Consider the following 21,807-nt stretch of genomic DNA (forward strand, 5'->3'; position numbering starts at 1 on the left):
AATTATAAAAATCAATCAAGTTAAACTAAAAAATTCTTCTATTTTTTTTCGCATTTTTTCTGTATTGTCGATACGATTGACTTCATCTCTAAAGGCTGAAGCGTCTTTATAGCCTTTAGAATACTCGTGTAAATGCTTGCGAAATATACTTACGCCTTGATCTTTGTAGTGTTTTATCATTTCATCAAAATGAGTGAGTATGATTTCTTTTTTGAGTTTTTCATCTACGCTTTTACCGCTTTTGATTTCATAAAATATCCAAGGATTTCCCACGCTTGCACGCCCTATCATGAGTCCATCGCATTTTGTGATTTCATAAACTTCTTTAGCGTTTTGTGCGTTAATATCACCATTTGCAATCACAGGAATTTTCACGCTCTCTTTAGCACTGGCAATGGATTCATAATCGGCTTTTCCGCTATAAAGCTGTTTTCTTGTGCGTCCGTGGATGCTTACAAAATCCACCCCCAAGCTTTCACAAATTTTAGCCATTTTTTCAGGATATTTTTCATTAAATCCTAGTCGAAATTTCACACTTGTAAGGCTTTTTTTATTGTTTTCTTTAATTACTCCTACAAGATTTTTAAAAAGCTCTAAATTTTCTAGCAAAGCACTACCAGCGCATTGTTTAACAACTTTATTTACAGGGCAACCGCAATTAAAATCAATCCCATCTACAAAATCCATTTCATTTAGCATTTGCACTGCTTTTTTTAGCACTTCTTTATCTCCACCTGCAATTTGGACTATATAAGGATTTTCTAATTCAGCTCTTTCTAGCATATGTAGAGTTTTAGAACTTTCATAAACTAAGGCATTAGAACTTATCATTTCGCTTATGGTAATATCAGCACCAAATTTTTTTACTACATTACGAAAAGGCAGATCTGAAAAACCTGCCATAGGAGCTAAAAATAAAGGTTTTTTGCTAAAATCTATCATTGTATGAGTTGGTTTAGATTGATTTTGATATTTTTTTCACGCAAGGCTAAAAAGGCCTTAAAATCATTAAATTTCTTATCATCATTGTGAATTTGCTCTCTTAACTCATCTAAAAGTCCAAATTCAGCTAAAAGATATAAATGTGCTCTTAAAGCTTCGCTTTTTTCATTTTTAATTTTGTTAAAAATTCCTAAAATAGCATCAGGATTTAAAAGTTTAGTACTTAGTTTTGCTGCGTTAAGATAGTCTTTTTCGCTTAGTATATTGTGTGAAAGTAAAACTTCGTATTCTGCTGCACTAAGTTCTAAATTTCCTTCTTTAAAACGCTTGATAAGTGTGAGAACTTCAGAAGGCTTTTTAGGGATTTTTACATTTTTAATTTGTTCATAACTAGCTTTTTCTATAAGAGTATTAAAAGCAATTTCTTCAAATTCATCTTTGATTTCATTAAGGTTTTTAAGTTTGCTATAGGCATAATTTGCATCGTTTTTGAGATGATTTTTTTCATTTTGCAAATATAAAACATTGTTATTTTCGAGTTTAAATTTACTAAGGTTAAAAAATTCGTTTTTATTTAAACCATCAATAAGATCTAAAATTTCATTGATTTTATTTGAGTGTGGAATTTTTTCATGTGTTTTTAGGGTTTTAAAAAGTTGTGCCACAGCTCTAAATTCTTTTGTTTGAAAAGTGGTTTTAAGATCTTTTTCAAGGAGCAAATCTTGAGTATAAGCTTCAAATTTAGCTGCATCTTTAAAAAAATGCTTAAATTTTAAATAACGCAAAAATCCATAAAATGCTATGTGCAAAACGGCTAAAATCATATAAACAAATAAAGGAATAACAAGCCATATCATAATAGGTAGTTCAAAGGTATAAGTACTGATATTTAGAGTATAGCTTCCTAGTTCTAGATGCCAAGCAAAGGCAAAAATAAGTGCTATATAAATAAAACTTGCAAGTAAAAAGAGTTTAATTTTCATGTTTTTTTCCTTGTTCTGCAATTTGACGGCAAGTGATACAATATCTTGCGTGAGGTTTGACTTTTAGTCTTTGAGAGTCGATTTCATCATCGCAAGATTCGCAAATTCCATAAGTGCCGTTTTTGATTTTATCTAAAGAATTTTCGATTTCTATAAGTTCTTCTTTGAGATTGGTGCTGATAGTAAAGTCAATTTGAGAGCCTGTTTCTATGATAGAAAAATCTACACTATCGCTTGGGACGCTATTGTGAAGAGCTTCGATTTCATTTGAATTGCTTTGCAAATTTTCTAAGATGGTTTTTTTTCTTTCTTCTAAAATATTTTTGAAATTTTGTATTTCATTTTTTTTCATTTTAAAACTTTCTATTTGTGATAAGGGTGATTGTTGTTGATGCAAAATGCACGATAAATTTGTTCTAAAAGTAAGGTTTTAACAAATTGATGTGCTAAAGTAAGTTTGCTTAATGATAGTCTAAAATCCAAACTTTGATTAAATTCTTCTCTTAAACCATAAGCACCACCTATAAAAAAACTTAATTCATTTTTATCTTGGATGAGTTTTGCAAATTCTATACTTGTAAGTTCTTTCCCTTTTTCATCAAGAGCGATACAATAGCCTTTTTTATAAGGCATAAAAGCTTCTTCATAGCTTTTTTTTGCTTCTATGGCATTTAAATTTTGAGCTAAGGCTATTTTTTTATTAAAAACATTTATTTCTTTTAAAGTGGCGTATTTAGAAATAAGTTTAGAGTATTTCTCACTCCAAGTTTTAAATTCATCACTTTTTTGAATACAAAAGATATTAACTTGCAAATTATTTTCCACTGAAAAATTTTAGCACATCGCTAAGATATTGTTTTTGTTCTCCTCTTTCAACTATGGCATCTATAAGTCCATGTTCTAACAAGAACTCTGCTTTTTGAAAGCCTTCAGGTAAATCTGCTCCTATAGTTTGTTTAATAACTCTTGCACCAGCAAAACCGACTAAAGCTTCAGGTTCAGCGATGATTAAATCTCCAAGCCAAGCAAAAGAAGCACTTACTCCGCCCATAGTAGGATCAGTTAAAATGCTAATATAAGGAAGTTTTTCTTTGCTAAGAAGTTTAAGTGCGGCGCTAGTTTTGCTCATTTGCATCAAAGAATAAGTACTTTCTTGCATTCTAGCTCCACCGCTTGCACTTACGATGACAAGAGGGGTTTTGCTTGTGATGGCTCTTTGTACAGCTCTAACGATTTTTTCTCCTTCAACAGAACCTAAAGATCCGCCCATAAAAGAAAAATCAAATACAACAAGTTGGGTTTTTAAACCATTGATTTCACATTCTCCACTAATAACAGAACTTTTTCTACCTGTTTTACTTTCACCTTCGCTAAGGCGTTTTTTATAGGATTTACTATCAACAAATTTTAAAGGATCTATAGCCTCTAAATTTGCATCATACTCAATAAAACTGCCTTCATCGCTTAAAAGTTTAATACGTTCATCAGCTGAAATTCTCATGTGATAATTACATTTAGGGCAAACATTAAAACAAGATTCTATTTCTTTATAATACATCAAAGCATGACAACTTTGGCATTTTACCCAGTGATTTGGAGCTTCTTTAACGCTAGGTTGTTGTCTTCTTATTTTTGAAAAAATATCTGCAAAATTCATATATTCACCTAATTATTTTTTAAAAATTCTAAGATTATATCAAAAATTTTCTTGTCTTGGCTTAGGAGAAGGAAATTTTCATTTTTTTCTATATATAAATTTTGATGAATTGTTAAAGCAGCTACTGTATCAAAAATTCGTGTTTTTCCAAGAATTAATACAAAACTAAAATACGAAGCATAAGCGAGACTTAAGGCTGTTGCGCCCAAAGAGCGAAATTTTAATTGATTTTTTGTTAAAAAATCGAGAAGTTCTGGATAAAGTGAAATTTTTTCAACTATACCTATTTTAGAAAATAGATTAGGTGTTAAGGGTGAGTATTTTGGATCGGAAAGATTAGATTTAAAAGATTGATTGTTATTAAAAGCAAAAATTTCTTGACTGACAAGATTGCAAACAAAAGCGCTTTTTGCCTGATCTTTTTCTATGAGAGCTATAGAAGTTCCATAAAATGGTATTTTAGAAACAAAATTTGAACTTCCATCCAAAGGATCAAGAATCATTTGTTTTGGGTTATCTTTCCCGATCAAGCCACTTTCTTCAGAAAAAATTTGCCCAAAACAACTAAGATATTTTATGAAAATTTGTTCACATTTTAAGTCAAGCTCATAGCCTTGATTTTCATCATAGCCTAATTTAGAGCAAAGTTTAAGATCATTTTGTGGGATATTGTTTAGATACTTGCGTATTTGCAAATTTGCATTCAAGCAAGCATCTAAAAATTCTTTCATTAAAAGCGTGTTCCAAGATTAAATTCAAAACTATTAGTATCATCACCTTTTTTATCATTAAGAGGTTTGGCAAATACAAGCTGTAAAGGTCCAATTGGTGTAATCCATTCAATGCCTATACCTGTACTCATTCTTTTTATTTCATCTAAATTTTTACGCCCTATCATACCATAATCAAAAAACACGCTACCACGAAGTTTGATTCTATCAATCAAAGGGAAGCTAAGTTCTACGGAATTGGCAAAAGCTATGGTTCCACCTACTTCATCTCCCCATTGGTTTTTAGGACTTACCGTTCTGCTTTCAAAACCGCGTATCGATCTAATACCACCTAAATAAATTCTTTGATTAATTGGCAAATAGCCTTCATCCCATACTTTATAAAAACTCGCTTTATAGCGATAAATAAGATCATATCCTATATAGTCTTGCAAACCTTGATAAAAGTTAAATTTAGAGCTTGATGAAATAAATTCTTGATCTCCGCCAAGTCCAGCGTATTCTAAACTAGTTGAAGCAATGATACCTGATCGTGGCAGATAATAATCATCTGTATTGTTAAAGGTGATTGCTGGAGTTATAGAGCTTTTAATACTTTTGCCAAGTTCATATCCTGTTCTTAAAAGAGTTGGACTTAAGTGATATATATCGCTTTGTTCAAGATTATAAGTTAAGCTTACATTATAGTATCTTGCAAATTGGCGTCCAACTGTTATATCAAAGCCGTAATTTTTTTCTGAATAATTATCCCATTCATAGTCATTTGAATAAAGTGTTCCACCCAGACTATATTGACTATCAAGAACGCGTGGATTTATGAGACTAATCCTTCCTGATAAGGTATCATCGCTTTTATCTACGCTTACAGAGCTTTTTATTCCTGAACCAAAGATATTTGTATCTGATAAAGAAGCATTAAGTAAAATACCATCGCTTGATCCATAGCCAATACCTCCAGAAATAGCTCCTGTAGAAGCTTCTTTAACATCAACAATCAAATCAATATGTGTATCATCAACTTTTTCTTCTTTAATATTTACATCGTCAAAATAAGAAGTTCTTTTTAAAGCATTTTTTGACTCGCTTAAGTCTGTTCTATTGTATAAATTACCTTCTGTTATATATAATTCTCGGCGTATGACGCGATCTACAGTACGTGAATTTCCTGAAATAATAACATTTCTTATATAAACTTTATCATGAGGGATTACTTTAAATACAACGGTGGCTTCTTGAGTTTGATCATTTTTTTGAATATCAGGATAGACTTCTACAAACGCATAGCCTAAATCAGCACTTTGTGTTTCTATGGTTTTAACATCTTTTCTAATGTCTTCGATATTGATAGTTTTGCCAGCACTTGATCTTAAATCTTTTACGGTTTGTGCATTTTGTTTATCATCAAATAAAGGATTTTCTATGCTTATACTTTTAATTTTATAAGGCTTTCCTTCTTTGATAAAATAAGTCAAATTTGCTTGATAAGTATCTGTGTAGGTTTTAAGATAAGGCGAGGATACTTGAACATCTAAATATCCTTTTTTCATATATTCATCAGCAATTCTTGAACTATCGTTACTAAGTTCAAAAACTTTTAATTTTCCATCATTGCGTCCCCACATCCATCCCATAAATTCTTTTTCTTTGTTAACAACAGCAGGTTCTATATCAGAATATGAAAATTTCTTGGCTCCACTTAAATGAACATTATCAATAATGATATTTTCGCCACGATTTACTATAAATTCAAGCTCTAGTCCATCGGTATTTTCTAAAGTCTTTTTTTTGTATTCTACAATAGTATCAAAATAACTTTTTGCTTCATAATAAGCTTTAATGCGTTCAATAGCTTCTTTTATACTTCCTTCATCAAGTAGTGTGCCTCTTTTAATCCCTAAAATACTTTCAACTTGTTTTCTATCATTTGAAGCTATACCTGTGATAGTAACCTTTGCTATAGTTGGTTTTTCGGTAACTATAATTTCCAAAATTCTATTGTTGTTTTCTACTGCAATATTTTCGAAATAATTTTGTTTATAAAGATTAAGAATAGCAGTGTTGATTTTTGCAGGATTTATTTCCTCGCCTATTTTAAGCCCCGTGATATTTATAGCGCTTGTGTTCGATAAATGATTTAATCCGATAAATTTAATATCTTTAATGGTTGCTGCATTGGCTATAGCAACTAAAGCACAAATACTAATAAGATGTTTTTTCATTGATTTTTTACCTAAAGCTTTATTAAAAGCTGTATAATAGCAAAAAAAATTTAACAAAAAAACTAAGGTAGAAAGTATGAAAATAGCAATTATAGGGCTTGGGCTTATGGGTGGATCTTTAGGGCTTTGTTTGAAAGAAAATAAGCTTATTTCTTGTGTTTATGGTATGGATTTAAGTAAAGAAAATGAAAAAGATGCCCTGCGATTAGGTCTTATTCATGAGCTTATAGAATTTAAAGATTTAGCTTTATGTGATATGATTTTTGTCGCAACTCCTGTTAATGCTATTATAGAAATTTTGCAAAAGTTAGTTGATTTGCCTTCTAATGTAACAATTATAGAGCTTGGAAGTACAAAAAGAAAAATTATAGAAAGTTTGCCTAAGAATTTAATCAAACAAACTCTTTTTGCTCATCCTATGACAGGAACTGAAAATTCAGGTCCAAAAGCAGCTTTTAAAGAGCTTTATAAAGATGCAGTTTGTGTTCTTTGCGATAGTGAAATAGCTGATGATTTGCATCAAAAAAGAGCGGTAGAAATTTTTTCTCATTTAGGGATGAAAATTGTTTTTATGGATAGTAAAGCCCATGATCATCATGCTGCTATCATTTCACATTTGCCTCATGTTATAAGTTTTTCTTTGGCAAATTTTGTAATGAAAGAAGAAGATAAAAGAAATATTGTTCATTTAGCTGGAGGATCTTTTAAAGGTATGAGCAGAATTGCCAAATCATCGCCACAAATGTGGGAAAGTATTTTTTTACAAAATAAAGATAACTTATTAAGTTCTATTGATTTTTTTCAACAAGAATTAGAGAGATGTAAACAAATGATACAATTAGACAAAAATGATGAATTAAGAGAATGGATGAAACAAGCTAATACTCTAAGAGAAATTTTATAAATTTGCTAGATATTTACTGAAAATATAATAGAATTTATACTAAAAACAACAAAAACATTGAAAATTTTTAAGGAAGGTTATGGCAAAAAGAAAAGGCAAAACTTATTTATCTGTTTTAATTTTAGTTTTAATAGCAATTTTGATTTTTTTTATTTCAAGATTAAGTATTTTTGAAAAAAATCCTCCTCAAATTTTAATGCCAGATGTTGTATATACTGATCTTAAAAAACCTATTTTAGTGCATGTTAAAGATGATGAAAGTTCTATCAAAAATGTACAAATTATATTGCATAAAGACGACAATACTAGTGCAATGGTTATAGCAGATGAAAAGATTTCTAATTTAAAAGATATTACCTTACAAGTTGCTTTGCCAAAATTTGGTTACAAAGAAAATGTAAAATCTTTTGTTTTGGAGGTGATAGCTAAAGATTCTAGTTTTTGGAAATTTTTTAGTGGCAATGAAGCAAGAAAACAAATTGCGGTATTAGTAGATAATACGGCTCCAAAAATCAATATCATAAGCAATTCTTACCAAATCGAGCAAGGCGGTGCTGGGGCAGTTGTTTTTAAGGCCGATGATGCTAATTTAGATAAGGTGTATATAGAAACAAATAAAGGTAAAATCTTTAAAGTTACACCTTATGTAAAAGAAGGGTATTATGCGGCTTTGATTGCTTGGGATGCAAGGGATGAGGAATTTCGCGCATTTGTTATCGCTACGGATAAAGCGGGAAATATTTCAAAAGAACGTATAAGGTATTATTTTGTTAATCGTAAATATCGTGTTTCAAATATTAATTTAACGGATAAATTTTTAGATGGAAAGATTGAGAATTTAGCTAATCAATACGCTCCAAAAGATAATAATCTCAATCGTTATGAAAAATTTAAGTTTGTCAATGAAACTTTAAGAAATAGCAATGAAGAACTTATCCATGAAATCACTTCAAAAGTACCTGAGGAAAAAATTGATAATTTTGATTTGAATTTATTTTTACCTCTTAAAAATGGTATGAAAGTAGCGGATTTTGCTGATCATAGGTATTATTCTTATAATGGGCAATTTGTGAGTGATTCTTATCATATGGGGCTTGATCTAGCAAGCGTAGCACAAGCTCCTATCATAAGTAATAACGCAGGCAAGGTTGTTTTTGCTGCTGAAAATGGAATTTATGGTTTAAATTTAATTGTTTATCATGGTTTTGGAGTATATAGTCTTTATGGGCACTGTTCTTCTAAAAATGTTGATTTAGATGAAATGATTAATAAACAAAGCATTATAGGCAAAACAGGAACAAGTGGTTTAGCCTTAGGTGATCATTTGCATTTTGGAGTTTTGGTTCAAGGAGTTGAAACGCGTCCTGAACAATGGCAAGATAAAAAATGGATAGAAAATAATATTTACAATGTTTTAAATGATGGTAAAAAGATAATTTTAGGAAAAAATTAATGAAACAATTAACTTTAGCAAAAACTGTCAAAGGCGTAGGTATAGGACTTCATAAGGGTGAACCTATAGAAATTACTTTAGAGCCTTTAGAAGCAAATAGTGGTATAGTATTTTTTAGAAGCGATCTTAATGCAAGCTATAAGGCAAGTCCTGAAAATGTGATCAATACTCAAATGGCAACTGTTTTAGGAGATAATCGTGGATTTATTTCTACAATAGAGCATTTAATGAGTGCGATTAATGCTTATGGAATCGATAATGTACGCATAGTTTTAAATGCAAATGAAGCTCCTGTTATGGATGGATCAAGTATTAGTTTTTGTATGATGCTTGATGAAGCAGGGGTAAAAGAACTTGATGCGCCTAAAAAAATTATGGTAATTAAAAAGCCTATAGAAGTAAGAGATGGTAATAAATTTGTGCGTTTAACTCCTACTAAAGAACCCCGTATTAATTACACAATTAAATTTGACAATGCTGTTATAGGTGAACAAAGTTACAATTTTGAATTCAGCAAAAAAAATTATATAGAAAACATAGCAAGGGCTAGAACTTTTGGTTTTTTAAAAGATGTTCAAGCTCTTAGGAGTATGAATTTAGCACTAGGTGGAAGTTTAGAAAATACTATAGTGGTAGATGAAAATCGTATTTTAAATCCTGAAGGTTTGCGTTTCAAAGATGAGTTTGTAAGACATAAAATTTTAGATGCAATTGGAGATTTAACCTTGCTTGGATATCGTGTTTTTGGGGATTATACTTCATATGCTGGGAGTCATCATTTAAATCATTTACTTACTAAAGAAGTTTTAAAAGATAAAGATGCTTATGAAATTGTAAGCCTTGAAAAAACAACCCAAAAAGCTTATGAAAAGGTATTTGCATAAAAACCTCTCTTTTGCTTAATGCTTTATCTAAGCCTTTGATGATCGGAATTTATCAAGATGATAAACTTATAAAAACTTATAAAAGTGAAGAAAAAGCAAGCGAATTTTTACCAAAAATTTTAGATGAATTGCTTAAAGAATATGATTTTACAAGTTTAATCTATGCTAATGGTCCAGGTTCTTATATGGGGATTAAAATTTCTTATGTAAGTTTGAGTACTTTAAGTATAGTAAAAAATATTCCTTTATTTGCGGTGAGTGCTTTTGAATTAAATGGCTATAAACCCATAAGTGCAAATAAAAATTTTTGTTTTGTATATAAGGAAGGTGAAATTTGTTTAGAGCAAAATATCCCAGCAGAGTTTTTTTTACCAAAAAATTTACAAGAGCTTAAACTAAATAATGATAATCTTCCCTTTTATTTTTTAGATGCAATTTAGGATGAAATTTGAAAATTTTAGTTCCCGCTACGAGTGCGAATTTAGGGCCAGGTTTTGATTGTTTAGGACTTAGTTTAAAGCTTTTTAATGAAACTCAAATCCAAAAATCAGGTGTTTTTAGCATTAGTATTGGAGGTGAGGGCAGTGATAATATTTTTCTTAAAAAAAACAATATATTTGTAAATATTTTTTATGAAATTTATGAAAAACTAAGCGGAAAAAAAGATAATTTTCGCTTTATTTTTCAAAATAACATTCCTCTTTCAAGAGGGTTAGGAAGCTCTTCAGCTGTGATTGTTGGAGCTATTGCCAGTGCTTATTATATGAGTGGATTTAAGGTAGAAAAAGAACGTATTTTAGATGAAGCTTTAATTTATGAAAACCATCCAGATAATATCGCTCCAGCTACTCTTGGTGGTTTTGTGTGTTCTTTGGTTGAAAAAAATAAAGTTTATAGCATCAAAAAAGAGATTGATAAAGATTTAGCTGCTGTGGTTGTGATCCCAAATTTGGCAATGAGCACGGAACAATCACGCCAAGCTTTGGCTAAAAATTTAAGTTTTAATGATGCGGTTTTCAACCTTTCTCATGCTTCATTTTTAACCGCTTGTTTTTTGGAGAAAAAATATGAATTTTTAAAATTTGCAAGTCAAGATAAGCTTCATGAAATCAATCGTATGAAAAACTTACCTGAGCTTTTTGAAGTACAAAAATTTGCTTTAGAAAATAAAGCTTTAATGAGCACACTTTCAGGTTCGGGATCGAGCTTTTTTTCTTTAGCTTTCAAAGATGATGCTTTAGCTTTGGCAAAGAAAATGCAAACAAAATTTAAAGATTTTCGTGTGCGATATTTAGAATTTGATGATAATGGCTTTGAAATTTGCTAAAAAATATAAAAAAAAGATATAATTTTGAAAAAACATATACCAATTAGAATGTGCATAGTGTGTAAAAACCGCTTTGAGCAAAATATGTTATTTAGATTTAAAGTTGTTTTAGGAGATATTGTGCCTAAAGCAGAACATGGAAGAAGCGGGTATTTATGTCAAAATTGTATTGAAAAAGAAGATAAAATCTTGCAAAAAGCATTTTCTAAAATATGTAAAAATTTAAATACTAAAATTACTCAGCAAGGACTTAAGGAGATATTTTTAAATGGCAAAGATTAGAATTCATGAAATCGCAAAAGAATTAGGTTATGATAGTAAGGAAATTATTGAAAAGGCAAATGAATTAGGGCTTGGAATTAAAACAGCATCAAATGCTGTAGAACCTGAGATTGCGGCAGCTATTTATGAGTATATACAAACAAGAGAAATTCCAGAAGCTTTTAAGAAAAATATCAAAACTCCTACGGCAAAAAAGCCTAAAAAAGAAAATATAAAAGAACAAGAAAAGCTAAATGAATCTGAAAAAAAAGAACCTAAAAAAGAAGAAAAGCTTAAACAAGAAGTTAAAAAAGAAGAATTAAAAGTTGAAAAAGAAAATGCAAAAGAAGAAAAACAAGAAATTATTGATGCTCATAAGCCACAAAGCCTTGCTAGTGCAACTTTAGCCAAAAGACGCGGACTTGTTATTGTTAAAAAGAAAAAAGACGAAGAAGAAATTCAAGTTAAAAAAGAAGAAGTAAAAAATTCAAATGATATATCTATCAATAATGAAGAGCGCTTAAGTTTAAAAACCATGTTTTCAAATGCTGATGAGAGTTTAAAGAAAAAGAAAAAAGAAAAAAAATCTTTTGTCGCGAGTAAAAAAGAAAGTACCGAAAAAATGAATTTTTTAGATGAACATGATTTTGGCGATATTTCTTTAGATGATGAAGATGAGGTAGTGTTGCCTGATTTTAGTGTAAAAGAACAAGAAAAACCACAAAATATCAATAAAAAACAACCTAATTTTATAAGACAAGCTGTTGGAAATTCTGCGGGTTTTGGACTTGAAGGTGGAATTCAAAGAAGAAGTCGTAAAAAACCACCTAAAAAGATTGAAAAAAAGGAAGTAGAAGAAGTAAGTAGCGTTGCTATTTCTAAAGAAATTCGTGTGTATGAATTCGCTGATAAGATAGGAAAAAGCACTAGTGAAGTGATTTCAAAACTTTTCATGCTTGGAATGATGACAACAAAAAATGATTTCTTAGATGAAGATGCGATTGAAATTTTGGCTGCTGAATTTGGTATAGAGATCAATATCATTAACGAGGCTGATGAGTTTGATTATGTAAAAGACTATGAAGAAGAGATTGATGAAAAAGATTTAGTGACTAGAGCACCTGTGATTACTATCATGGGGCATGTTGATCATGGTAAAACTTCTTTGCTAGATTATATCAGAAAATCACGCGTTGCAAGTGGTGAAGCAGGGGGTATTACTCAGCACGTGGGTGCTTATATGGTAGAAAAAAATGGGCGTAAAATTACTTTTATCGATACTCCAGGTCACGAAGCTTTTACTGCTATGCGTGCAAGGGGTGCAAGTATCACTGATATTGTAATCATCGTTGTGGCCGCAGATGATGGGGTAAAACCACAAACTAAAGAAGCGATAAATCATGCTAAAGCAGCAGGTGTGCCTATTATTATTGCTATTAACAAAATGGATAAAGAAGCAGCAAATCCTGATATGGTAAAAACTCAACTCGCAGAAATGGAAATCATGCCAGTAGAATGGGGCGGATCTTATGAATTTGTAGGGGTTTCGGCTAAAACAGGAATGGGGATTGAAGATTTGCTTGAGATCGTGCTTTTACAAGCTGATATTTTAGAACTTAAAGCCAATCCAAAAAGTTTTGCTAAAGCAAGCATTATAGAAAGTTCTGTGCAAAAAGGGCGTGGTGCGGTAGCTACTATCATCGTGCAAAATGGAACACTTACTGTAGGAAGTACTGTGGTTGCAGGTGAGGCTTATGGGAAAGTGCGTGCGATGAGTGATGATCAAGGTAAAGCTTTAAAGGAAATCAAACCAGGCGAATGTGGGGTTATCGTAGGACTTAGTGAAGTAGCAGATGCAGGTGAAATTTTAATCGCAGTAAAAACCGATAAAGAAGCAAGAGAATACGCTAATAAACGCCACGAATACAATCGCCAAAAAGAACTTAGCAAATCTACTAAAGTTAGCATTGATGAGCTTGGAGCTAAGATCAAAGAAGGCAATCTAAAAGCCTTGCCTGTTATTTTAAAAGCTGATGTACAAGGATCTTTAGAAGCCTTAAAAGCAAGTTTAGAAAAACTTAGAAATGATGAAATCAAAGTGAATATCATTCATAGTGGGGTAGGAGGGATCACACAAAGTGATATAGAGCTTGCAAGTGCGAGTGAAAACTCTATAGTACTAGGTTTTAACATACGCCCAACAGGGGAAGTTAAAGAGCGTGCTAAAGATAAAGGCGTAGAAATTAAAACCTATAATGTGATTTATAATCTTTTAGATGATGTAAAAGCCTTGCTTGGTGGTATGATGAGTCCGATTATTTCTGAAGAGCAATTAGGACAAGCAGAGATTAGACAAGTGATCAATGTGCCAAAAATCGGACAAATCGCAGGTTGTATGGTAACTGAAGGGGTGATTAACCGTGGAGCCAAAATTCGCCTTATCCGTGATGGAGTTGTGGTTTATGAAGGCAATGTAAGTTCGCTTAAACGCTTTAAAGATGATGCTAAAGAAGTGGCAAAAGGCTATGAATGTGGCGTAGGTATAGAAGGGTGCGATGATATGAGAGTGGGTGATTATATAGAAAGCTATAAAGAAGTACAGGAACAAGCAAGTCTATGAATCCAAGTGAGATTAAAAAACTACGCACTGAAAGTATCTTAAAAGAGCTGATCCCTGAAGCTTTAGCAAATTTAGATGATGAAAATTTGAAAAATTTGTGTGTAGTGGATGTAGAGTGTAAAAAAGGCAGATACGATGCTTTTGTGTATCTTGATAAAATGTTTTTTAATGTTCATGAGCAAGAAAAAATTTTATCTTCTTTAAAAAAGGCAAGTAGAGCTTTGCAAAATTACTGCATGAGTGAGCAGGGCTGGTATAGGTGTCCGAATTTTCACTTTAAATTTGATGATAGACTTGAGTATCAAAACCACATGGACGCACTTTTTGAAAAAATAAAAAAGGATAAAAATGAATCTTGAAGCCCTTTGCAAAGAAGCAGGACTTAGTTTTTATGATGATGAGCTAGTAAGTGAAAATGGCAGAAAAATTTATAGAATTTATGTGCAAAAAGAAGGCGGGGTAAATCTTGATGATTGTGCAAGACTTAGTGAAATTTTATCGCCTATTTTTGACGTAGAGCCACCTGTAAATGGGGAGTATTTTTTAGAAGTATCTTCACCAGGACTTGAAAGAAAACTGAGTAAGATAGAACACTTTGCTAAAAGTATAGGTGAACTTGTGAAGATCACAACCAATGAAAAAGAAAAATTCGAAGCAAAAATCATTGCTGTAGATGATGAAAATATCACTTTAGAAAATTTAGAAAATAAAGAAAAAACTACTATAAATTTTAGCGATATAAGAAAAGCTAAAACTTTTGTTATATGGTAAATTTAAGTTAAATATTAATATAATTTAATTATTTTTTATAAAAAACAAAAATCAAGGATGTTAAATGACAAAAATATTTTCTGAAAATAACAAGAAAGAAATCCAAGATATTTTTAAAAAAATGATTGATTTGGCAATGAAATTTTACAATGATCGCAATTCTACTTTCAAGGACGACATAGAAGATATTCAAAATTTTTTTGAAAGCTATGAGTGGAAATTATATACCGGATTGCAAACACTCCAAAAGGATAAATATAAAGGGTTTGCATTATATAAAGAAATTAAAGAAGAAGAGTATATAAAGTTTAAAAAAGGTAGATCTGCTTGGCATGGTATTTATATATGGTTTGGAGTGTCAAGGGATGATATTTATATGCGTATAGTTGCCAAAGAAGAAGAGAAGTGTAATGCATTGCTTAAAATACAAAAAGACAATATACTCGATTATAAATTAGAAGAAAAGATTGATAAATTTGAAGAAATAAAGGATAGGTTATTTGATGTATTTTTATACTTATCAAACTATATAAATAATTTATCTAAAGATGATTTTAAAATTATAAAGGACTATAATATGATGAAGAACAATACGCCTTTAAATCAAATTCTTTATGGACCTCCAGGGACAGGAAAAACTTATCATACTATAGATAGGGCTTTGGAGATTATATTAAAAGAAGAAAAAATACAAATTCCAAGCGAAGATGATAGAATAAATAGAAAAAAATTGTTTGATGAGTATGTAAAAAACGGGCAAATAGTTTTTACTACCTTTCATCAAAGTTATGGATATGAAGAATTTATAGAAGGTATAAAGCCTCGCATAGATAGTGAAGAAAATTCTAAAGAAATAAAATATGAAATAAAAGATGGAATTTTTAAAGAACTTTGCGAAAAAGCTTTAGAAAATAGGGATAGTATAAAAAATTTTAATTTTTATATAGATAAATTAAAAGAAAAAGCAAAAATAGATGATAATAATCCAGAAAAATATTTTGAATTACCAAATACTAAATATTCTATTCAATATAGAAATGGAAAAACATTTAGAATTAAATTTGATGATATGAGTAAAAATCATAAAGATTATCCAGTCAGTATAGATAATATAGAAAAATTATATAAAACTTCTAATATAGATGAAATATATAATTCAGTATATGTTAGAGCTATATTAAATTATTTAAAATCGCAGGGTTTAGAAGATTACAAAGAAAAAGATGAAAAAACAAATTTACCTTATATAATCATCATAGATGAAATCAATCGTGGTAATGTAAGTAAGATTTTTGGTGAGCTTATAACCTTGATAGAGCCTAGCAAAAGGATAGGTGAAAAAGAAGAGTTAAAAGTAATTTTGCCTTATAGTAAAAAAGAATTTGGAGTGCCTAAGAATGTTTATATCATAGGCACTATGAATACAGCCGATAGAAGCATAACTTCTCTTGATACAGCTTTGCGAAGAAGATTTGAATTTATTGAGATGATGCCTGATGTGAGCAAATTATCTATGGATTGCGAAGGTATTAATTTACAAGAATTATTAAAAGCTATAAACACTCGTATAGAATATTTACTAGATAGAGAAAAAACCATAGGACACGCATTTTTTATAGGTGTTGAAAATTTAAATGATTTAAAAAGTATTTTTCAAAACAAAATTATCCCGCTTTTGCAAGAGTATTTTTATAATGATTATGCTTTGATTAATGCGGTTTTAAATGATAATGGTATGATTTTTGAAGATAAAAAAGATGATAAATATCTTCAAAAAATAAAAAATCTAGATAGTGTTAATAGCGAGAGAAGCATTTATAATATTGCTTCATTTGATGATAAAATTTGGGATAAAATAGAAATATATCAAGCAATTTATAATGATGAAATAGCAAATAAATTAAAAAACGAAAATGAATAGCACTTTTTCCATCATCGAACACCAAGCTTTTTCTAAAGAAGATTTAAAAGAAATTTTCAAAGAAAAAGCTGAAAGATTTTATAAAGAATTAGAAGATTTTGCAAAAAATAATGAAAATCTTCTAGGCTTTAAAAATAAAAATACCTTAAAAGCTAAAAATTATGTCGGCATTATACAGACTAAAAGTGGGGTTTTGGAGATCTTGCCAAAATGCACGAATTTAGATAGCTATAAAAAAGAAGATAGCTCTTCAAATCACGATAAAGAAAAACTAAGAAGATACTATGAATTAGACAATATTTCTAAAAATAATGATTTTTATGAACAAGATTTTAAATTTAATCCTAAAAATCTTTTGATAAATATGCTAAAAACCTTAAAAAACTCTCCCTTTAAAAAATCGCAAATTTCATCTTTACAAAGTTCTAAAATTCCTTTATTTGAAGTGTTTATCACTATGTTTTTAGATGAATTTGATAGCGTGTATAAAAAAGGCTTGATGAGATCTTATCTAAGTTGCGAAGAAAATAGGGCTTTTTTGAAGGGAAAATTACTATTTAACGAGCATATCAAGCGAAATTTGATACACAAAGAAAGATTTTTTACAAGCAATGATGAGTTTGTTTTAGATATAGCACCCAATCGTTTGATAAAATCAACGCTAAATTTTTTAAAATCCAAAACAAGTTTGAATAAATTTAGACTTATAAAATCTATGCAAATTCTCGATGAGGTAGAATTTTCTAAAAATTATGAAAAAGATTTTAGCTATAAAATTTCAAGACATTTTGATTATTATGAAAACTTGCTTTTGTGGTGTAAAATTTTCTTAAAAAATGAAAGTTTTATGCCTTATCATGGTAAAAATGAAGCTTTTGCTTTGCTTTTTCCTATGGAGAAAATTTTTGAAGATTATGTAGCTTATATGCTAAAAAAAGTAAATCCAACTCAAGATATTAAAGTCCAAAATAGTGGAAAGTATTTAATCTCAAAAAATGATGAAAATTGTTTCATGTTAAAGCCTGATTTATATATAGAAAATAAAACGATCCTAGATACCAAATGGAAAATTCCAAATGATAGTGAAGATGAGAAAAAACAGGGTATAGCACAAAGCGATTTGTATCAAATGTTTGCTTATGCTTGCAAATTTAAAATTTATGATATTAAACTTGTGTATCCTTTATGTGAAAAAACTCAACATTTACAAAGAAAAATTGCAGAAAAATTTTTTGTTTTTAAGGCAAGTGAGCATTTGTATTTTAAAGAACAAGGGCAAAAAGATATAAAAGTGCAAGTGTGTTTTGCACCTTTACCTTTTTAAAAATTTTCCTATCAAATGCACTAAAAAACCAAAGCAAGCTACAGCTATAATGCAAGCACCGCTTGAGAGATTAAGATAATAGCTAAGTATAAGTCCTAAAACACAAAAAATCATACTTAAAAAACTTGCCAAAATCATGATAAAGCCAAGTCTTTTAGTAAAATTTTCAGCAATAAAGCTTGGGATACTAAGTAAAGCCATAACCAAAATAAGCCCTACAAGGCGTATAGAAATAACTATACAAAAAGCCATAAGGGCGATTAAAAGATAATGAAAAAAACTTGTATTGATACCACGAACTTTTGCAAATTCTGCATCAAAGCTTAATGCTTCAAATTGTCTATAAAATAAAAAGATCAAAAGTACCACCACGCTATCAACCAAAGCCATAAGCCATAAATCTTGTGTTCCTACAGCTAAAATGCTCCCAAAAAGATAAGCCATTAAATCTGTGTTATAACTAGGGCTTAAATCGATTAAAATAATCCCAACAGCCATTCCAAAAGCCCAGATTACAGCGATAATACTATCACTTCTGTGTTCATAGCGTTTAGCTAAAAAAGCTACTAAAAAAGCCAAAAATAAAGTAAATATTCCCGTGCTTAATAAAATAGGTAAAGAAAAATAAAAAGCTATACCTATACCACCAAAAGCCCCATGTGTTATACCTCCAGCCATAGAAAAAAGGCGATTTATCATCACCAAAGTACCTATTATCCCACAAGCTATACTGACTAAAATCGCTCCTAATAAAGCGTTTTGAAAAAAGGTGAAATTTAAAATTTCAAGCATTATTTTCCTTTGAAAATTTTAAACAAAAATTTTCTTTTTTAAATTCTGTTTTTTTCAAATTTCTTCTTGTAAATTCTTGTTCGCATAGTTTTTTACTATCGCAATTTTCTTCATCGCAAAAACAAGTATTTAAACTCATCTCCACATCACAAAAATGAGAGTGGTTTTCGTATAAATGTTTTAAAAATGAACTTTTTTCTTTTTCTTTAGTGTTGGTATGCAAGAAAAGTTCTTTGTTTAAATGTGCAATTTTATCGCTATAAGCTAATACAAGGTTGATATCGTGACAAATGAGTAAAATTCCCATGCCTTTTTGGTGCAAGGAGCTTAGAAGTTCAAAAATTTGTATAGCAGATTTGTTATCAACACTTGCGGTAGGTTCATCTAAAATAAGCATTTTGCATTCACTAGCTAAGGCTCTTGCGATAAAAACACGTTGTCTTTGTCCTCCGCTTAGAGAATTAATTGTTTTGTTCCAAAATTTTTCCATTCCTACGCTTTTTAAAGCTTGCATAGCTTTTTCTTTATCTTTTTTCCCATAAAAACCAAAAATTTTTTTACTTACAAGTCCCATAAGAACGATTTCAAGTACTCTTGGACAAAAATTAGGATTGGCTAGAGTGTGTTGAGGAACATAGCCTATTTCTTTTCTTTGAAGAGCTTTGAAATGGATTTCATTTTTGGATTTTAAAAGTCCTAAGATAAGTTTTACGAGTGTTGATTTTCCTGCGCCATTTGGACCTATGATAGAGAGAAAGTCTTTATTGTCATAGCTAAGATTGATGTTTTTTAAGATGATTTCATTATCATAAGCGTAGTTTAGATTAGAAATTTTAAAAAAAAGCATCAAAAAACCTGATTATAAATTATGAGAAAAGGCATCAGCAGTTTTTAAAAGCTCATTTTCCCAGTCATAAGATAAATGATCTATTTTGTAAATTTTTGCATCACATTCTTTAGCAAGTGTTTTTGTTGCATTTTCAGGGAAACCATTTTGAACAAAAATGACTTTTAAATTTTTATCTTTCATTAGAGTGATAAGTTTTTGCAAATCTTTGCTTTTTGGTTCTTTGCCTAAAATTTCTACAGGAATTTGCGTAAGATTATAGCGTTTTGCAAAATATGTCCAAGAAGGATGATAAACTACAAATTCTCTATTTTTTAATTTTTCTAATTTTGAGGCAATTTGTAAATTTAAACTATCTAATTCTGCTAAAAATTTATCTAAATTTTGTTTATATAAATTTTTATTTTGTGGATATTTTTGAATCAAGGCATCATAAATATTTAAAGCCATAGTTTGGACTAAAATAGGATCTAGCCAAGTATGAGGATCAAAATGCTCATGTTCATGGTGCTCATGCTCATGAGAGTGTTCGTGCGTATCATGAGTTTGAATCAAAGCTATGTTTTTTTGCATATTTACAACTTGAAGTTTTGGAAAATTTTGTTTAAATTTATCCGTAAAAACTTTTTCAAATTCTAAGCCTATGGTGAAATAAATATCACTTTTTTCAAGTTTTTTCATAGTGTTTGGTTTAAATTCAAAATTATGCTCATTGCTATTTGGAGGTAAGATAACATTGACATCTAGAGTATCTGCAGCTATTTTTTTAACAAAAAATGCTTGAGGTGCTATACTGACACTAACTAAATTGCTACTAGTATTTTGTTCTTGCTCTAAATTTTTAGCTTGTGTGAAAGTATAAAATATCCCTAAAGATAAGATAAATAATATAATTTTTTTCAAAATATTTCCTTCGATATAAATTTTTTCCAAATTATAACGATATTAAGCTTAATACATAGAATTTTCGAAGCAATATTACTTTAAATAAAAATAATAAATATAAATTAATTTAAATATTTATTAAATGAAATTTTTTTATCACTTTTAGATTTAAGTAAAAATTTAAATTTTTTAATTTATAATTCTAAAACTTTATGTAGATATCCCTATAAAATAATATTAGAAAGGAGCGCTTAAATTATGAAAAGCGTAAAATTGAAGGTTGCACTGATTGCAAATTTAATCGCAGTAGTGTGTTTGGTAATTTTAGGTGTTATAACATTTATGTTTGTAAAGCAAGCAATTTTTCATGAAGTTGTAAAAGCTGAAACAAACTATGTTAAAACAGCTAAAAATTCTATGGAGTCTTTTAAGGCAAGAAATTCTTTAGCTCTTGAAAGTTTGGCTAAAAGTATTTTAAAGCATCCTGTAGAACAGTTAGATAGTCAAGATGCTTTAATGCGTTATGTTGGAAAAGATTTAAAGAATTTTAGAGATGCTGGAAGATTTTTAGCAGTTTATATCGCTCAACCAAACGGAGAACTTGTTGTAAGTGATCCAGATTCTGATGCTAAAAAAGTAGATTTTGGAACTTATGGAAAAGCTGATAATTATGATGCTAGAACAAGAGAGTATTATATAGAAGCAGTAAAAACAAATAAACTTTATGTTACCCCATCTTATATAGATGCAACTACAAATTTACCTTGTTTTACATATTCTACCCCTCTTTATAAAGATGGTAAATTTATAGGGGTTTTAGCTGTGGATGTTCTTGTAACAGATTTGCAAGCAGAATTTGAGAATTTACCAGGTAGAACTTTTGTATTTGATGAAGAAAATAAAGTATTTGCTTCTACAGACAAAACTCTTTTGCAACAAGGTTATGATATTAGTGCAATTGCAAATCTTGCAAAAATTAAAGAAAATTTTGAACCTTTTGAATATACTAGACCAAAAGATGGTAGTGAAAGATTTGCTGTGTGTACAAAAGTTTCTGGGGTTTATACTGCTTGCGTTGGAGAGCCAATAGAACAAATAGAAGCTCCAGTTTATAAAATTGCATTTATACAAACTGCGATTGTTATTTTTACAAGTATTATTAGCGTAATCCTCCTTTATTTCATCGTATCAAAATACCTCTCTCCACTTGCAGCTATCCAAACAGGTTTAACTTCATTCTTTGATTTTATCAACCATAAAACAAAAAATGTTTCTACTATAGAAGT

At 29.9% G+C, this 21,807-nt stretch carries 22 protein-coding genes; 12 read left to right on the forward strand and 10 right to left on the reverse strand.

The genetic code is table 11. From position 1 onward, the window contains the following. Window positions 1–15 precede the first annotated feature (15 nt). Genes SR63_RS04445 through bamA form a run of 7 tightly spaced genes read right to left on the reverse strand, consistent with a single transcriptional unit; the run spans window position 16 to window position 6,532 of the window. Complete coding sequence (locus SR63_RS04445) at window positions 16–942, reverse strand: tRNA dihydrouridine synthase (RefSeq protein WP_002877206.1); 927 nt, start codon at window positions 940–942, stop codon at window positions 16–18. Continuing rightward, complete coding sequence (locus SR63_RS04450) at window positions 939–1,925, reverse strand: hypothetical protein (protein ID WP_002877207.1); 987 nt, start codon at window positions 1,923–1,925, stop codon at window positions 939–941. Before SR63_RS04450 ends, SR63_RS04445 begins: the two co-directional genes overlap by 4 nt. Continuing rightward, window positions 1,915–2,277, reverse strand: coding sequence for a molecular chaperone DnaK suppressor DksA (dksA, locus tag SR63_RS04455; protein ID WP_002870403.1), 363 nt, complete (start codon window positions 2,275–2,277; stop codon window positions 1,915–1,917). Before dksA ends, SR63_RS04450 begins: the two co-directional genes overlap by 11 nt. An 11-nt stretch (window positions 2,278–2,288) precedes the next feature. Continuing rightward, complete coding sequence (locus SR63_RS04460) at window positions 2,289–2,738, reverse strand: 23S rRNA (pseudouridine(1915)-N(3))-methyltransferase RlmH (RefSeq protein WP_002870404.1); 450 nt, start codon at window positions 2,736–2,738, stop codon at window positions 2,289–2,291. Window position 2,739: 1 nt separating this feature from the next. Then, window positions 2,740–3,582 (reverse strand): acetyl-CoA carboxylase, carboxyltransferase subunit beta, encoded by an 843-nt coding sequence (gene accD, locus SR63_RS04465; RefSeq protein WP_002877210.1) that lies wholly within the window; start codon window positions 3,580–3,582, stop codon window positions 2,740–2,742. Between the two features lie 8 nt (window positions 3,583–3,590). Further along, window positions 3,591–4,313 (reverse strand): inositol monophosphatase family protein, encoded by a 723-nt coding sequence (locus tag SR63_RS04470; protein ID WP_002877211.1) that lies wholly within the window; start codon window positions 4,311–4,313, stop codon window positions 3,591–3,593. Continuing rightward, window positions 4,313–6,532 (reverse strand): outer membrane protein assembly factor BamA, encoded by a 2,220-nt coding sequence (gene bamA / locus SR63_RS04475; protein WP_002877212.1) that lies wholly within the window; start codon window positions 6,530–6,532, stop codon window positions 4,313–4,315. The genes SR63_RS04470 and bamA overlap by 1 nt, the downstream gene beginning before the upstream one ends. 76 nt (window positions 6,533–6,608) lie before the next feature. On the opposite strand from bamA, the gene SR63_RS04480 reads away from it, so the two are divergent. The 11 genes from SR63_RS04480 to SR63_RS04530 all read left to right on the forward strand — a co-directional run bounded on the left by SR63_RS04480 (window position 6,609) and on the right by SR63_RS04530 (window position 17,997). Then, window positions 6,609–7,436, forward strand: a complete 828-nt coding sequence (locus SR63_RS04480; protein WP_002860956.1) for a prephenate dehydrogenase — start codon at window positions 6,609–6,611, stop codon at window positions 7,434–7,436. Between the two features lie 79 nt (window positions 7,437–7,515). Then, a complete protein-coding gene (locus SR63_RS04485) occupies window positions 7,516–8,889 on the forward strand; it encodes a M23 family metallopeptidase (protein ID WP_147498373.1) in 1,374 nt (457 codons plus the stop codon). Then, window positions 8,889–9,773 carry a UDP-3-O-acyl-N-acetylglucosamine deacetylase gene (gene lpxC, locus SR63_RS04490; RefSeq protein ID WP_014516898.1) on the forward strand — a complete coding sequence of 295 codons (885 nt, stop codon included), beginning with the start codon at window positions 8,889–8,891 and terminating at the stop codon, window positions 9,771–9,773. The genes SR63_RS04485 and lpxC overlap by 1 nt, the downstream gene beginning before the upstream one ends. 38 nt (window positions 9,774–9,811) lie before the next feature. Beyond that, window positions 9,812–10,213, forward strand: coding sequence for a tRNA threonylcarbamoyladenosine biosynthesis protein TsaB (locus SR63_RS04495; RefSeq protein WP_002851789.1), 402 nt, complete (start codon window positions 9,812–9,814; stop codon window positions 10,211–10,213). Window positions 10,214–10,221: 8 nt separating this feature from the next. Then, the gene (thrB, locus tag SR63_RS04500; protein ID WP_002881044.1) at window positions 10,222–11,100 is read left to right on the forward strand and encodes a homoserine kinase; all 879 of its coding nucleotides are present in this window, start codon (window positions 10,222–10,224) and stop codon (window positions 11,098–11,100) included. 24 nt (window positions 11,101–11,124) lie between these two features. Then, window positions 11,125–11,382, forward strand: a complete 258-nt coding sequence (locus tag SR63_RS04505; RefSeq protein WP_002870410.1) for a DUF448 domain-containing protein — start codon at window positions 11,125–11,127, stop codon at window positions 11,380–11,382. Continuing rightward, a complete protein-coding gene (gene infB / locus SR63_RS04510) occupies window positions 11,369–13,981 on the forward strand; it encodes a translation initiation factor IF-2 (RefSeq protein ID WP_014516899.1) in 2,613 nt (870 codons plus the stop codon). The genes SR63_RS04505 and infB overlap by 14 nt, the downstream gene beginning before the upstream one ends. Then, a complete protein-coding gene (gene rbfA / locus SR63_RS04515) occupies window positions 13,978–14,340 on the forward strand; it encodes a 30S ribosome-binding factor RbfA (RefSeq protein ID WP_002778650.1) in 363 nt (120 codons plus the stop codon). Before infB ends, rbfA begins: the two co-directional genes overlap by 4 nt. Continuing rightward, on the forward strand, window positions 14,330–14,752 hold the full coding sequence (gene rimP, locus SR63_RS04520; RefSeq protein ID WP_014516900.1) for a ribosome maturation factor RimP: 423 nt from the start codon (window positions 14,330–14,332) through the stop codon (window positions 14,750–14,752). The genes rbfA and rimP overlap by 11 nt, the downstream gene beginning before the upstream one ends. A 64-nt stretch (window positions 14,753–14,816) precedes the next feature. Continuing rightward, window positions 14,817–16,673: an McrB family protein gene (locus tag SR63_RS04525; RefSeq protein ID WP_014516901.1), complete on the forward strand. Its 1,857-nt coding sequence runs from the start codon at window positions 14,817–14,819 to the stop codon at window positions 16,671–16,673. Then, window positions 16,666–17,997, forward strand: a complete 1,332-nt coding sequence (locus SR63_RS04530; RefSeq protein WP_014516902.1) for an McrC family protein — start codon at window positions 16,666–16,668, stop codon at window positions 17,995–17,997. The genes SR63_RS04525 and SR63_RS04530 overlap by 8 nt, the downstream gene beginning before the upstream one ends. On the opposite strand, the gene SR63_RS04535 is transcribed toward SR63_RS04530, so the two are convergent. The 3 genes from SR63_RS04535 to SR63_RS04545 are packed head-to-tail and all read right to left on the reverse strand — an operon-like array spanning window position 17,986 to window position 20,539. Further along, entirely contained in the window at window positions 17,986–18,789 is an 804-nt protein-coding gene (locus tag SR63_RS04535; protein WP_014516903.1) for a metal ABC transporter permease, read from the reverse strand. The two genes, SR63_RS04530 and SR63_RS04535, sit on opposite strands and share 12 nt — an antisense overlap. Next, window positions 18,782–19,636, reverse strand: a complete 855-nt coding sequence (locus tag SR63_RS04540; RefSeq protein WP_147498374.1) for an ABC transporter ATP-binding protein — start codon at window positions 19,634–19,636, stop codon at window positions 18,782–18,784. Before SR63_RS04540 ends, SR63_RS04535 begins: the two co-directional genes overlap by 8 nt. Window positions 19,637–19,648: 12 nt before the next feature. Next, on the reverse strand, window positions 19,649–20,539 hold the full coding sequence (locus SR63_RS04545) for a metal ABC transporter solute-binding protein, Zn/Mn family (RefSeq protein WP_038402011.1): 891 nt from the start codon (window positions 20,537–20,539) through the stop codon (window positions 19,649–19,651). 240 nt (window positions 20,540–20,779) lie between these two features. Between SR63_RS04545 and SR63_RS04550 the strand changes: the two genes are divergently transcribed. After that, a partial coding sequence (locus tag SR63_RS04550) for a PDC sensor domain-containing protein (RefSeq protein WP_187106437.1) occupies window positions 20,780–21,807 on the forward strand: 1,028 nt, incomplete at its 3' end.

This window comes from Campylobacter sp. 2014D-0259, from assembly GCF_008000505.1.
In the GTDB taxonomy this organism is placed as follows: Bacteria; Campylobacterota; Campylobacteria; order Campylobacterales; family Campylobacteraceae; genus Campylobacter_D; species Campylobacter_D jejuni.